This window comes from Bradyrhizobium sp. SZCCHNS3002 (assembly GCF_032377435.1).
Classification (GTDB): domain Bacteria; phylum Pseudomonadota; class Alphaproteobacteria; order Rhizobiales; family Xanthobacteraceae; genus Bradyrhizobium.
In genome coordinates, this window is sequence record NZ_JAUHHY010000003.1 from 53891 (window position 1) to 67760 (window position 13870).

The window sequence follows — 13870 nt, forward strand, 5'->3', positions numbered from 1 at the left end:
GCTAACTTGAGCTAACGACAATCAGGCAAACTTCTTCTGGACTTCGGCCGACACGTTGGCCGGCGCTTCAGCGTAGTGCGAGAACTGCATCGTGAAGGTCGCGCGGCCCTGGCTCATGGAGCGCAGGTTGTTCACGTAACCGAACATGTTCATGAGCGGCACCATCGCGTTGATGACGTTGGCATTGCCGCGCATGTCCTGGCCCTGGATCTGGCCACGACGCGAGTTCAGGTCGCCGATGACCGAGCCGGTGTAGTCTTCCGGGGTCACCACCTCGACCTTCATGATCGGCTCGAGCAGAACCGACTTGCCCTTCTGCAGCGCCTCGCGGAAAGCCGCGCGAGAGGCGATTTCGAAGGCCAGCGCCGACGAGTCGACGTCGTGATACTTGCCGTCGACCAGCGCCACCTTGACGTCGACCACCGGGAAGCCGGCAACAACGCCCGCGCCGAGCACGCTCTCGATGCCCTTTTCGACGCCGGGGATGTATTCCTTCGGAACCGCACCGCCGACGATCTTGGACTCGAACACGTAGCCGCCGCCCGGCTCGTTCGGCTCGACCACGAGGCTCACGGCCGCGAACTGGCCCGTGCCACCGGTCTGCTTCTTGTGGGTGTAGTCCACATTTGCCGGCTTGGTGATACGCTCACGGAACGCCACCTGCGGCGCGCCGATGTTCGCATCGACCTTGTAGGTGCGCTTGAGGATGTCGACCTTGATGTCGAGATGGAGCTCGCCCATCCCCTTGAGGATGGTCTGCCCCGACTCGTGATCGGTCGACACGCGGAAGGACGGATCCTCCGCGGCCAGCTTCGCCAAGGCGACGCCGAGCTTCTCCTGGTCGGCCTTCGACTTCGGCTCGATCGCGATCTCGATGACCGGCTCCGGGAATTCCATCTTTTCCAGGATCACCTGGTTGGACGGATCGCACAGCGTATCACCGGTGCGGGCTTCCTTGAGGCCAGCGAGGGCGACGATGTCGCCGGCATAGGCTTCCTTGATGTCCTCGCGGTTGTTCGCATGCATCAGCAGCATGCGGCCGATGCGCTCCTTCTTCTCGCGGGTCGAGTTCACGACGCCGGTGCCCGAGGTCAGGATGCCCGAATAGATGCGGCAGAAGGTGATCGTGCCGACGAATGGGTCGTCCATGATCTTGAACGCCAGCAGCGCCAGGGGCTCCTTGTCGTCCGCCTTGCGCACGACCTCGTTGCCCTTGTCGTCGGTGCCCTTGATCGCGGGAACGTCGAGCGGCGACGGCAGATAATCGACGACGGCGTCCAGCAGCGGCTGCACGCCCTTGTTCTTGAAGGCCGAGCCGCACAGCACCGGATAGAACGCGCCGGTCAGCACCGCCTTGCGGATCAGGCGCTTCAGAGTCGCCTCGTCCGGCTCCTTGCCGTCCAGGAACGCGGTGAGCGCGTCGTCGTCGAGCTCGACGGCGGCTTCCACCAGCTTCTCGCGATATTCCTTGGCCTGATCGGCCAGATCAGCCGGGATCTCGGCATAGTCGAACTTCGCGCCGAGCGCCTCGTCGTTCCAGACGATCGCCTTCATGGTCACGAGGTCGATGCAGCCCCTGAAGTTGTTCTCAGCACCGATCGGCAGCTGGATCGCAACCGGCTTCGCGCCCAGGCGGTCGACGATGTCGGCCAGGCACTTGAAGAAGTCGGCGCCGGTCTTGTCCATCTTGTTGGCGAAGACGATGCGCGGCACCTTGTACTTGTCGCCCTGGCGCCAGACGGTCTCGGTCTGCGGCTCGACGCCCTGGTTGGAGTCGAGCACGCACACGGCGCCGTCGAGCACGCGAAGCGAACGCTCGACCTCGATGGTGAAGTCGACGTGGCCAGGGGTGTCGATGATGTTCAGGCGCTTGCCGTTCCAGAACGCGGTGGTGGCAGCCGAGGTGATCGTGATGCCACGCTCCTGCTCCTGCTCCATCCAGTCCATCGTCGCGGCACCTTCGTGCACTTCGCCGATCTTGTGGCTCTTGCCGGTGTAATAGAGGATGCGCTCGGTCGTCGTGGTCTTACCGGCGTCGATATGCGCCATGATACCGAAGTTACGGTAGTCCTCGATGGCATGTTGGCGGGGCATGAAGGTGTTCCCTGATTTCCGTTCGGGCCGCTGTTACCAGCGGTAGTGCGAGAAGGCGCGGTTGGCTTCCGCCATCCGGTGCACGTCTTCACGCTTCTTCACGGCGTTACCCCGATTGTTCGAGGCGTCGAGCAGCTCCGCCGAAAGCCGCTCGGTCATCGTCTTCTCGTTGCGGTCGCGCGCGGCCGAGATCAGCCAGCGGATGCCCAGCGCCTGCCGGCGGGTCGAACGAACCTCGACCGGCACCTGGTAGGTCGCGCCGCCGACGCGGCGGGAGCGGACCTCGATGGTCGGCATGACGTTTTCGAGGGCCTGCTCGAACACCGTCAGCGGGCTCTGCTTGGTCTTGGCCTCGATGATGCCGAACGCGCCGTAGACGATACCTTCGGCGACCGACTTCTTGCCGGCGTACATCACCGAGTTCATGAACTTGGTGACGATGATGTTCCCGAACTTCGGATCCGGAAGCACTTCACGCTTTTCGGCTGAATGGCGACGCGACATGTGATCTTGTTCCCGCTTCTCTCGAACGTCTTACTTCGGACGCTTCGCGCCGTACTTCGAACGGCGCTGCTTACGGTTCTTGACGCCCTGGGTATCCAGCACGCCGCGGAGGATGTGGTAGCGCACGCCCGGCAAGTCCTTGACGCGGCCGCCACGGATCATGACCACCGAGTGCTCCTGCAGGTTATGGCCTTCACCCGGGATGTAGCCGATCACCTCGAAGCCGTTGGTCAGGCGCACCTTGGCGACCTTACGAAGCGCCGAGTTCGGCTTCTTCGGGGTCGTGGTGTAGACGCGCGTGCAAACGCCACGCTTCTGCGGCGACTGCTGCAGCGCCGGCACCTTCTTGCGCGACTTCTGCACTTCGCGCGGATTTGCGATCAGCTGGTTGATCGTCGGCATCTTGGCCTTCACCCTTCTCAACGTTCGCACGGAGACCGCGACCGGCTTCCGCAAATTCTGTTCGAGGTTCCCCGCCTCACCGGGCCGTTTCGCGCGATCAAAACCCACGCAAAACGAAATCGCGCCAACCGTTCATCGCTGAACGGAAAGCGCTTGACGCCACAGAGGACCGCGATCACCACCAGTCAGCTTGCGCTGGCTTGCGGCCTACCGAGGTCATGCATCCGAAATTGGTCTCAGGAGAACGAGCTCGAGAGATCTAATATCGTTTTGGCATTGCCTAGCTATGATCGACAGCGTTTGAGCGGCATTCGTCGAGGGTGGTGCCCGTCCCGCCCTGTTCCGGGTGGTCTGGGTGATCCGTACCGACGTTGGCGAAGCTCACCGCCTGTCGTTGAGTGCCGGCCTTTTATAAGCGGTAAATATCCAAGTCAAGCAAAACGACGCCGCAGGACGCGCAAAGAAGCGCTTCTGGCCGCTGCAGTTTCCGCTCCGACCGCGCCCCTACATCCTAAGGTATCTGTAGACCGCAGAGCCCTGCCCGCGCCGGCCCAGCCCCTCTCCAACCCAGGGACATATCCAGAGACATTGAAGATAAGGCTTTTTTTGGCTTTGGCCGACAAGGATGGCGCCCACGACGAGGCGCCCCGTGACAGACTATACCGATATTGCGATCATTGGCGGCGGCTTGGCCGGCTCGATCACGGCCGCCATGCTCGGGCGTGCCGGCATCCCGGCGATTCTGGTCGATCCCCACGCGATCTCCCCGCCCGACTTTCGAATCGAGAAGATCTCCGGTGCCGGGCAGATCGGCCGATTCCGTCGCACCGGGATCGCCGACAAGGCGTTAACCCAAGCCACCCTGACCCCGGAGAACTGGATCGCCCGATTCGGCTACGTGCTCGAACGGGCTCCGGTCCCGCAATACGGCATCCTTTACGACACGCTGGTGACGGCCGTGCGCGACGAGATCCGCGGCCGCGTGACGCGAATCGTCGCCAAGGCCGTGGCGATCACGCCAGGCGAGGATCGCCAGTCGGTCGTGCTGTCCAACGGGCAGACGATCTCCGCCCGTCTCGTCGTGCTCGCCAACGGGCTGAACGTTGGGCTGCGGCACATGCTGGGAATCACCCGCAAGATCACCAGCCCCGCCCATTCGATCTCGATCGGGTTCGACCTGACGCCGGCCGGCCGCGCCGCCTTCCCGTTCCCGGCCATGACCTACTTCCAGGAGCGGGCCGACGCGCGGGTGCCCTACATCACCCTGTTCCCGATCGGCGAGCGCATGCGGGCGAACCTGTTCGCCTATCGCGAGGTGGACGACCCCTGGCTGCGGGCGATCCGGCGCGCCCCGGTCGAAACGCTGATGGCCGCCCTGCCCGGCCTGCGGCGGATCACCGGCCCGTACGCCGTGAGGGGGGAAGTGAAGGTCCGCCCCGCCGACCTCACCATCAACACTGGATACCGCATGCCGGGCGTCGTGCTCATCGGCGATGCCTTCTGCACCACCTGCCCCGTCACCGGCACCGGCTCCGACAAGGTGTTCACCGACGTCGAGCGCCTCTGCAACGTCCACATTCCGCGCTGGCTGGCGACTGACGGCATGGGCGAGGCCAAGATCGCGGCCTTCTATGCCGACCCGGTCAAGATCGCCTGCGATGCGTGGTCGCTCGACAAGGCCTGGAATTTCCGATCGGTCTCGATCGGGGCCAGCCCCTATTGGCAGGCACAACGCTGGGCGCGCTTTGCGGTCTCGCTCGGCCGCGGGATTCAGCAGCGGCTGACGAAGACCAATGCGCCGCTCAACGTCTATTCCTCGTCATCGTCATCATCCTCCTCGTCGTCGTCATCCTCCTCATCATCGCTGTCGTCGTCGGCCTGATCGAGCCGGCTCGGCTGATGGCCCTGGTCGTCCCAGAGCTTGCGATAGGTCCCATTCTTCGCCAGGAGCTCGGCGTGGCTACCGCGCTCGATCGCCCGGCCGCCGGAGATGACGATGATCTCGTCCATCTCGACCACCGAGGTCAGGCGGTGGGTCGACCAGATCATGGTACGGCCCTTGGCGACCTTCAGCAGGGTGCGGTTGATCGCGGCTTCCGTGGTCTGGTCCAGCGCCGAGGTCGCCTCGTCGAGCAGCAGCACGGACGGGTTGCGGATGATGGCGCGGGCGATCGCGATGCGCTGGCGCTGGCCACCGGACAGCGTGTCGCCGCGCTCACCGACGATGGTGTCGTATTTCTGCGGCAGGCTCATGATGTAGCGGTGGATCTCGGCCTTCTTGGCCGCCTCCTCCACCTCCGCGTCGGTGGCGCCCTCCTTGCCGAGCCGGATGTTTTCCCGCAGCGACATGTTGAACAGCATGTTCTCCTGGAACACCACGGCCATGCTGCCGCGCAGCGAATCGCGCGTCACCTTGCGGATGTCGACGCCGTCGATGGTGACGCGGCCTTCATCGGGCACATAGAGCCGCAGGATCAGGTTGAGCAGCGTGCTCTTGCCCGAGCCCGACGGACCGACGATCGCGATCCGCTTGCCGACGTCGAGCTTGAGGCTCAGATTGTCGAGCACCGGCGTCTGGCTACCCTCGTACTGGAAGGTCACGCGCTCGAAGGTGATGTCGTGGCTGATGCGGGGCAGATCCGGCGCGCCGGGCCGGTCGGCACCGCGGGTCGGCTCGTCCAGCAGCTCCTGCATGTGCCGGATCGCGGCCGCCGACGAGATCGACACCGGCACGAAGTGCATCACATGGGCGATGTTGTAGGACACCTCCCAGAATGCGCTTTCGAAGGTGACGAAGGTGCCGATCGTGATCTGGCCCTTGGTGGCGAGATAGGCGCCGAGAGCGAGCACGACGAGATGCAGCAGCAGCACCGAGATCGTGACGGTGCGCTCGACCATGGTCGACAGGAACATCGCATCGGCCATCTTGCGCCGCGCCGCGTCGTTGCGGAAGCTGAACCAGCCGAACACCTTGCGGTGCAGGCTGAAGGCCTTGATGACGGCTTGCGCCGCGATGTTCTCCTGGATCACGCCGAGCAGCGACGCTTCGTTCAGTTTCTGCTCGTAATTGGCCTGAACCGCCTTCGGCGTCAGGATGCGCGGGCCGATCAGGGTGATCGGAAACACCAGCAGCGCGATCGCAGCGAGCTGCCAGTTCAGGAACAGCATCAGAATGATGCCCGCAATCAGCTCGAGGAACGGCAGCACGGCGCTGTTGGCGAAGCTCTTCACGACGTTCTCGAACGCCGACATGTCGACCGAGAAGCGCGACAGGATCTCGCCGCGCTTGGTGCGCTGGAAATAGGCCGCCGGCAGGTTCTGCACGTGGTCGAACAGCCGGGTGCGGACATCCGAGATGACGCAGGCCGCCAGCCGCGCATCCCAGCGCTCGTAGAGCACGGCAATGATCGAGGTGACGATGCCTGCAACCGCCAGCACGCCGAGGATGCGATAGAGCGCCTCGAAATCCTCTTCGCCGAGCGCATCGTCGATCAGGAACTTGAGGCTGAGCGGCATGATGACGTTGAACAGGGTCTCGATCAGCACGCCGATCGACACGAAGGCCAGCATCTTCTTGTATTTCGCGAGCAGCGGCGAGACGAAGCCGTAGATGGTGGCGAGCGCGCCGGCGGCCTCGCGCGCGGTGTAGACGACGAGGTCCTCGTCGTCATCGTCGTCGTCGAGATCGTCGTCCTCGTCCTCGCCGTCCTCGTCGCCATCATCGTCGGAAGGCGACGGCGCAGGCTTGCTGGCCTGTGGCGGCTTTGAGGGCTGCGCCGGCTTTGAAGGCGGCGCCGGCTCTGGCGGCTGTGCCGGCTTGGTCGCCTCCGGCGGCGTGCCGGCCAGTAACGGCTCGGAGGGCTGCAGCGCTTCGGTGGTCGGCGGCAGGGCGGCGGCCGGTGCTTGAGTTGCCGGCGGCGATTCGGGTGTCGTTGGCGTCGCGGCGGTTCCGGAAAGCCGCTTTGCGATCTCGGCAGCGGCGCCGGCGGCAGCCGCAATTCGTTCGCCAGCGATCCGATCGTCTTCGGTCTGACCGGGCGCAGCCGAGGCCGAACCGGGTTTCGAGCCTCGCTTCGAGCCTGATTTGGAGGCCGGACCCGACCCTGACTTGGACTCTGGTTTCTTGGGCGCCATGCAACCAACCGAAGCAGCGTGGCCGACGACGCGCCAGCCTTGCGCGTCAGGCCTTTAACATCTGCACGGCGCCGCGGCCAGCGTCCTCAGTCTTCGTCCTCGACCTTGTCGAAGAACGAGTAACGCAGGCTGTCCGCGTCGGCGTACCATTGGCCCGGGCCTTTGTTGGCCGCGAGCGTCGCGGCCCACACCTCGTCGGTGCAGTCGCGGCGATGCATGGCAAGATCGAAGCCGTTGCCGAAGAACAGCTCCGACCACTCCCACCAGGTGCCGAGCTTCTTGACCCCGCGCAGCAGGTCGTAGCGGTCGACGAGCGCCGGAGCCATGTCCGAGGTGATCGAGCCGAACACGAGGCCGGTCTTGACGACGCGGTTCAGTTCGCGAATCGCGCGCGCAACCTGCTTGTCACCGAGGTGGCAGAGGCTGGTCTCGAACACGAAATCGAACTCGCCGGTCTTGAACGGCATGTCCGTGATCGAGCCGAGCTTGTTGTACTTCTTGAGCGCCTTCGGCGTCTTGCCGTGGATGTAGCGGTTGTTTTCGATGCCCCAGGCATCGATGCCGCGCTCGCGGAGCGCTCCCACCAGCTCACCGCTCGCGGAGCCGGCGACCAGGAGCTTGTAGCCTTTGCCCTTGCCGGCCCGGTTCCAGACGATCTTGATCAGGCTGGTCAGATAGTCCGGATCGGTGAACTGCGACCACGCTTCGCTGTACGGCCCCTGCCCGCGATAATTGTCGAAATAGTCTCGGTCGATCTTGTCCGACAGCGGCATCTCGGCCTGCGAGCGGACGCGGCGCAGCCGCATCATTTCGGTCAGGATGATGTCGGTGGCGGCGTCCGAGGAATCGAGCAGTCCGTTCAAGGTCGAATCGAACAGGTAGTCACCGACCACGACGATGCCGGGGTGCTCCTTCGGCTCAGGCCGGTGATTGGTCATGACGTCGCGTACCGGCAGACCGCCGGGCAGCGCGTTGACGGACGACAGCCAGCGATGGATCTTGCCTTCCATGAAGTGCGCGCGCGCGTCGCCGAGCGCCGCCGGGAGCGACTTCAGCGCGGCATCGATCAGTTCCTGGTCCGACAGGTTGGCGAAGGCGAGCGCATCCGAGCCTGCGATCAGCCAGTTGAGCACGCCGTGCTTGCCGACATCGTGGCGCGAGCCCTCGTTGTAGATGCAGCAGCCGCCGAACGCCTCAGACATGAACCAGGAGCCCGGAATCTTCTCGCCCCAGAACGGCTCGTCGAACAGGATCGAGACGCGCAGGTAGTGCGCGGGACGATCGAAATAGGCGATGTGCTTGATCATCGACTGGCGCAGCTTCTCGCCCTCCCAGCCGACCGTCGACAGCCAGGAATGCGGCAGGCACACCAGCACGAGATCGAACTCGCGCGTCTCCGGCCCCTTGCCGTTCATCATGTTGAGCCGGTAGCGGCCCGCCTCCGTCTTGCCGATGCGGAGCACGCGATGATTGAGCTGGATGTCGGCATCGACCTCGGAGCGCAGGCACTCGATCAGTTGCTCGTTGCCGTTCTGAATCGAGTACAGGCCGATATAGTCGTCGATATCCATCACGAAGTTCTTGAGCGCATTGAGGCCGTTGGTGTTGTGGGCCTCGGTCGCGAGGTCGGAGCGCGACATCACCTTGAAGAAGCGCTTGGCGGTGGGATCCTCGACCTCCTCATCGAGCAGCTCCTCGCAGGTCTTGTAGGCCCAGGGGTGCTCGTTGTCGTGGGCGCCGACGCCCTCGTAATATTCGACCGGCGACATCACGTCGGTGCAGCGCTTGCGGAACGCCTCGACCGCGGCAGCCGTCTTCGGCCCGTATTTGCGGCGCAGCCCCGGCACGTCGTCGAGCAGCTCGCCGTCGAGCTGGACCTGCAGCGCATCCATCGGGATCGTCTGCAGCCCGAAATGCTGGATCAGCTCGCGCAGCGGATCAGGGCCGGTCATCGAGTAGTCGTAGATTTCTGCGACACCAGCCTCGTACATCGCCGGAGCGGTATCGAACTTGCGCGTCACGATCTTGCCGCCGAGCCGGTCGGATGCCTCGTAGATCGTCACCTTGCAGAGATCGCCGAGTTTGCGCCTCAGATACCAGGCGCTCATCAGGCCACCCGGACCGCCACCAACAATCGCAAGGTCAAGCATCGAAGTTCCGCCATCTCCGGCTGTCAGCGACGTTGCCGGTCGTCCATATCAGGGGTCCTGCCACCCTCGGGGCTCGATCGGCCATAGCCTACCCGGCCCGCAGAAGGTTTGCGCCGGAGCAAATCGGCGCATCGCCACGGGAGTCGACGGAAATCAGCTCAGCGGATCTGATGCTTCCAAAAGCGCCTCTGTCCCTGAAGGGAAGATGAACAACGGGGCAGCAGCGCGGCAACAGGAGAAGAAAATGTCAAAAAAAGGCCGGCAAACGCCGGCCTTTTCTACGCGTGATGAACGCACGGCAGACCCCGACACCGTCAGGGTCATGCCGCAACCGTCCGTTACTCTGCCGGCGGCAGCGCGAGCGGCTGAGGCTCGGGCTGCGCCGGCACGATCGCCGCCTGCTTCTCGCGCTCGTCGAGAATCAGCTTGTCGCGCTTCAAGGCGACCTCGCGGATGCGGGCCATCGAGGCGCCGGTGCCGGCCGGGATCAGACGGCCGACGATGACGTTCTCCTTGAGACCCTCGAGCGGATCGATCTTGCCGTTGACCGCCGCCTCGGTGAGGACGCGGGTGGTCTCCTGGAACGAGGCCGCCGAGAAGAACGACCGGGTCTGCAGGCTCGCCTTGGTGATGCCGAGCAGAACCGGAGTGCCCGTGGCCGGCTTCTTCGCCTCCTCCACGGCCTTCGCGTTGAGCAGGTCGAACTCGATCTTGTCGACCTGTTCGCCCGAGATCATGTCGGTATCGCCCTGGTCGGTGATCTCCACCTTCTGCAGCATCTGACGGACAATCACCTCGATGTGCTTGTCGTTGATGAGCACGCCCTGCAGCCGGTAGACCTCCTGGATCTCGTTGACCAGATAGGCCGCGAGCTCCTCGATGCCCTTGATCGCCAGGATGTCGTGCGGCGCCGGGTTGCCTTCGACGATGAAGTCGCCCTTCTCGACGATGTCGCCATCCTGCAGATGGATGTGCTTGCCCTTCGGGATCAGGTACTCGCGCGGCTCCTCGGTCTTGTCGACCGGCTCGATCGAGATGCGACGCTTGTTCTTGTAGTCGCGACCGAACCGGATGGTGCCGGCGATCTCGGCGATGATCGCGGCATCCTTCGGCTTGCGCGCTTCGAACAGCTCCGCCACCCGCGGCAGACCGCCGGTGATGTCGCGCGTCTTGGCGCTTTCCGTCGAGATACGCGCCAGGATGTCGCCCGGCTTCACCGTCGAACCGACGTCGACCGACAGAATCGCGTCGACCGACAGCATGTAGCGGGCATCGCCGCCGCGGGCGAGCTTGAGCACCTTGCCGTCCTTGCCCTTGATCACGATTGCCGGACGCAGATCCGCGCCACCGCGCGTTCCACGCCAGTCGATGACCACGCGCTTGGCGATACCGGTGGATTCGTCGAGCGTTTCCGAGATCGACAGACCCTCGGTCAGATCCTCGAACCCGATCGTACCCTCGGCTTCCGTGAGGATCGGACGGGTATAAGGATCCCACTCGGCGATGCGCTGGCCGCGCTTGATCATGTCGCCGTCGTCGACATGCATGCGCGCGCCGTACTGGATGCGGTGCGTCGCACGCTCGGTGCCGTCGGGGTCGACGATCGTCACGACCATGTTGCGGACCATCGCGATCAGGTGACCCTCGCTATTGCGGGCGATCGCCTTGTTCTTGATGACCACCTTGCCTTCGAAGTTCGATTCCACGAAGGACTGCTCGTTCAGCTGCGCCGCACCACCGATGTGGAACGTGCGCATCGTCAGCTGGGTGCCGGGCTCACCGATCGACTGCGCGGCGATGACGCCGACGGCCTCACCGTGGTTGACCGGCGTGCCGCGCGCCAGATCGCGGCCGTAGCACATCTTGCAGATGCCGTTGACCAGCTCGCAGGTCAGCGCCGAGCGGATCTTCACCTCCTGCACGCCAGCCTGCTGGATGGCGTCGATGTGGCTTTCCTCCATCAAGGTGCCGGCCTTGACCAGCACCGCGTTGGTCGCGGGATCGCGCACGTCGTCGCAGGGCACGCGGCCCAGGATGCGCGAGCCGAGCGAGGCCACGACCGTGCCGGCATCGACGATGGCGCGCATCTTGATGCCGAGATGGGTGCCGCAATCGTCCTGCGTGATGATGCAGTCCTGCGCCACGTCGACCAGACGGCGGGTCAGGTAGCCCGAGTTCGCGGTCTTCAACGCGGTGTCCGCGAGGCCCTTGCGGGCGCCGTGGGTCGAGTTGAAGTACTCGAGAACCGAGAGACCTTCCTTGAAGTTCGAGATGATCGGCGTCTCGATGATCTCACCCGACGGCTTGGCCATCAGGCCGCGCATGCCGGCGAGCTGACGCATCTGGGCCGGCGAACCGCGGGCACCGGAATGCGACATCATGTAGATCGAGTTGATGTCGGCATCCGCCCCCGTCGCCGTCTTCTTGGTGACGGAGATCTCCTTCATCATCTCCTTGGCGATCTCTTCCGAGGCCTTCGACCAGGCGTCGACGACCTTGTTGTACTTCTCGCCATGGGTGATCAGACCGTCATTGTACTGCTGCTCGAAATCCTTCGCCAGCGTACGGGTGGTGTCGACGATCTTCCACTTGCCCGCCGGCACGACCATGTCGTCCTTGCCGAACGAGATGCCCGCCTTGAAGGCGTTGTAGAAGCCGAGCGCCATGATGCGGTCGCAGAAGATCACCGTCTCCTTCTGGCCGCAGTGACGATAGACCTGATCGATCACGCCCGAGATCTCGCGCTTGGTCATCAGCTTGTTGATGACCTCGAACGTCACGCGCGGATGCTTCGGCAGCAGGTTGCCGAGCATCACGCGGCCCGCGGTGGTCTCGATCCAGCGCTTGGCGATCTTGCCTTCCTCGTTCATCCCCTCCCAGCGGTACTTGATCTTGCTGTGGAGATGGATGGCCTTGGCGTGCAGCGCATGCTCGAGCTCGGCCATGTTGCCGAACGCCATGCCCTGGCCGGGCATGCCTTCGCGCATGATCGAGACGTAGTAGAGACCGAGCACGATGTCCTGCGACGGCACGATGATCGGCTGACCATTGGCCGGATGCAGGATGTTGTTGGTCGACATCATCAGGACGCGCGCTTCCAGCTGCGCTTCGAGCGACAGCGGAACGTGCACGGCCATCTGGTCGCCGTCGAAGTCGGCGTTGAACGCCGAGCAGACCAGCGGATGCAGCTGGATCGCCTTGCCCTCGATCAGCACCGGCTCGAACGCCTGGATGCCGAGGCGATGCAGCGTCGGCGCGCGGTTCAGCAGCACCGGATGCTCGCGGATGACCTCGTCCAGGATGTCCCAGACCTCGGGGCGCTCCTTCTCGACCAGCTTCTTGGCCTGCTTGACGGTCGTCGAGAGGCCCTTGGCGTCGAGCCGCGAGTAGATGAACGGCTTGAACAGCTCGAGCGCCATCTTCTTCGGCAGGCCGCACTGGTGCAGGCGCAGCTCGGGACCGACCACGATGACCGAGCGGCCGGAATAGTCGACGCGCTTGCCGAGCAGGTTCTGACGGAAGCGGCCCTGCTTGCCCTTCAGCATGTCGGCGAGCGACTTCAGCGGACGCTTGTTGGCGCCGGTGATGACGCGGCCGCGGCGGCCGTTGTCGAACAGCGCATCCACCGCCTCCTGAAGCATGCGCTTCTCGTTGCGGATGATGATGTCCGGCGCGCGCAGCTCCATCAGCCGCTTCAGGCGGTTGTTGCGGTTGATGACGCGACGGTAGAGGTCGTTGAGGTCCGAGGTCGCGAAGCGGCCGCCGTCGAGCGGCACCAGCGGCCGCAGATCCGGCGGGATCACCGGAACAACGGTCATGATCATCCATTCCGGCTTGTTGCCGGAGTGGCGGAACGCCTCGACGATCTTCAGGCGCTTGGCCAACTTCTTGTGCTTGATGTCGGAGTCGGTCTCCTGCATCTCGGCCCGCAGCGTCTGCTCGAGCTTCTCAAGCTCGAGGCCGCGCAGCAGCTCACGGATGGCCTCGGCGCCGATCATGGCGGTGAAGCTGTCCTGGCCGTATTCGTCCTGCGCCTTGAGGTACTCGTCCTCCGACAGCAGCTGACGGTCCTTGAGCGCGGTCAGACCCGGCTCGAGGACGACGTAGTATTCGAAGTACAGGATCCGCTCGAGATCCTTCAGCGTCATGTCGAGCAGCAGGCCGATGCGCGACGGCAGCGACTTCAGGAACCAGATGTGCGCGACCGGAGCGGCGAGCTCGATATGGCCCATGCGCTCGCGCCGGACACGCGACAAGGTCACCTCGACCGAGCACTTCTCGCAGATGATGCCCTTGTACTTCATCCGCTTGTACTTGCCGCACAAGCACTCGTAGTCCTTGATCGGCCCGAAGATGCGGGCGCAGAACAGGCCGTCGCGCTCGGGCTTGAAGGTACGGTAGTTGATCGTTTCCGGCTTCTTGATCTCGCCGTAGGACCAGGACAGAATCTTCTCCGGAGACGCAATCGAGATCCGGATCTGGTCGAAGACCTGAGCCGGCGTCGTCGGATTGAAGAGATTCATAATTTCTTGGTTCATCGTATTCTCCTCGCGGGCCGATCGGGGGTCGGCCGCAAATTCGAAAAT

At 64.1% G+C, this 13870-nt stretch carries 7 protein-coding genes; 1 reads left to right on the forward strand and 6 read right to left on the reverse strand.

The window, feature by feature from the left end:
• Positions 1-21: 21 nt before the first annotated feature.
• The 3 genes from fusA to rpsL are packed head-to-tail and all read right to left on the reverse strand — an operon-like array spanning position 22 to position 3000.
• Entirely contained in the window at positions 22-2094 is a 2073-nt protein-coding gene (fusA, locus tag QW845_RS07445; protein WP_315800972.1) for an elongation factor G, read from the reverse strand.
• Positions 2095-2127: 33 nt separating this feature from the next.
• Positions 2128-2598, reverse strand: coding sequence for a 30S ribosomal protein S7 (gene rpsG / locus QW845_RS07450; RefSeq protein WP_006611835.1), 471 nt, complete (start codon positions 2596-2598; stop codon positions 2128-2130).
• Between the two features lie 30 nt (positions 2599-2628).
• Complete coding sequence (rpsL, locus tag QW845_RS07455) at positions 2629-3000, reverse strand: 30S ribosomal protein S12 (RefSeq protein WP_006611834.1); 372 nt, start codon at positions 2998-3000, stop codon at positions 2629-2631.
• 649 nt (positions 3001-3649) lie between these two features.
• Here rpsL and QW845_RS07460 point away from each other — a divergent pair.
• On the forward strand, positions 3650-4882 hold the full coding sequence (locus QW845_RS07460; protein ID WP_315800973.1) for an NAD(P)/FAD-dependent oxidoreductase: 1233 nt from the start codon (positions 3650-3652) through the stop codon (positions 4880-4882).
• Here QW845_RS07460 and QW845_RS07465 read toward each other — a convergent pair.
• The 3 genes from QW845_RS07465 to rpoC all read right to left on the reverse strand — a co-directional run bounded on the left by QW845_RS07465 (position 4810) and on the right by rpoC (position 13822).
• A complete protein-coding gene (locus QW845_RS07465) occupies positions 4810-7134 on the reverse strand; it encodes an ABC transporter ATP-binding protein (RefSeq protein WP_315800974.1) in 2325 nt (774 codons plus the stop codon). The two genes, QW845_RS07460 and QW845_RS07465, sit on opposite strands and share 73 nt — an antisense overlap.
• An 86-nt stretch (positions 7135-7220) precedes the next feature.
• On the reverse strand, positions 7221-9284 hold the full coding sequence (locus QW845_RS07470; RefSeq protein WP_315800975.1) for an FAD-dependent oxidoreductase: 2064 nt from the start codon (positions 9282-9284) through the stop codon (positions 7221-7223).
• A 338-nt stretch (positions 9285-9622) separates the two neighbouring features.
• Positions 9623-13822 (reverse strand): DNA-directed RNA polymerase subunit beta', encoded by a 4200-nt coding sequence (gene rpoC / locus QW845_RS07475; protein WP_315800976.1) that lies wholly within the window; start codon positions 13820-13822, stop codon positions 9623-9625.
• Positions 13823-13870 lie beyond the last annotated feature (48 nt).

Excerpts from the sequence above, each read along its gene's own strand:
- fusA (WP_315800972.1), bottom strand. The coding sequence starts at position 2,094 with ATGCCCCGCCAACATGCCATCGAGGACTACCGTAACTTCGGTATCATG.
- rpsG (WP_006611835.1), bottom strand. The coding sequence starts at position 2,598 with ATGTCGCGTCGCCATTCAGCCGAAAAGCGTGAAGTGCTTCCGGATCCG.
- rpsL (WP_006611834.1), bottom strand. The coding sequence starts at position 3,000 with ATGCCGACGATCAACCAGCTGATCGCAAATCCGCGCGAAGTGCAGAAG.
- QW845_RS07465 (WP_315800974.1), bottom strand. The coding sequence starts at position 7,134 with ATGGCGCCCAAGAAACCAGAGTCCAAGTCAGGGTCGGGTCCGGCCTCC.
- QW845_RS07470 (WP_315800975.1), bottom strand. The coding sequence starts at position 9,284 with ATGCTTGACCTTGCGATTGTTGGTGGCGGTCCGGGTGGCCTGATGAGC.
- rpoC (WP_315800976.1), bottom strand. The coding sequence starts at position 13,822 with ATGAACCAAGAAATTATGAATCTCTTCAATCCGACGACGCCGGCTCAG.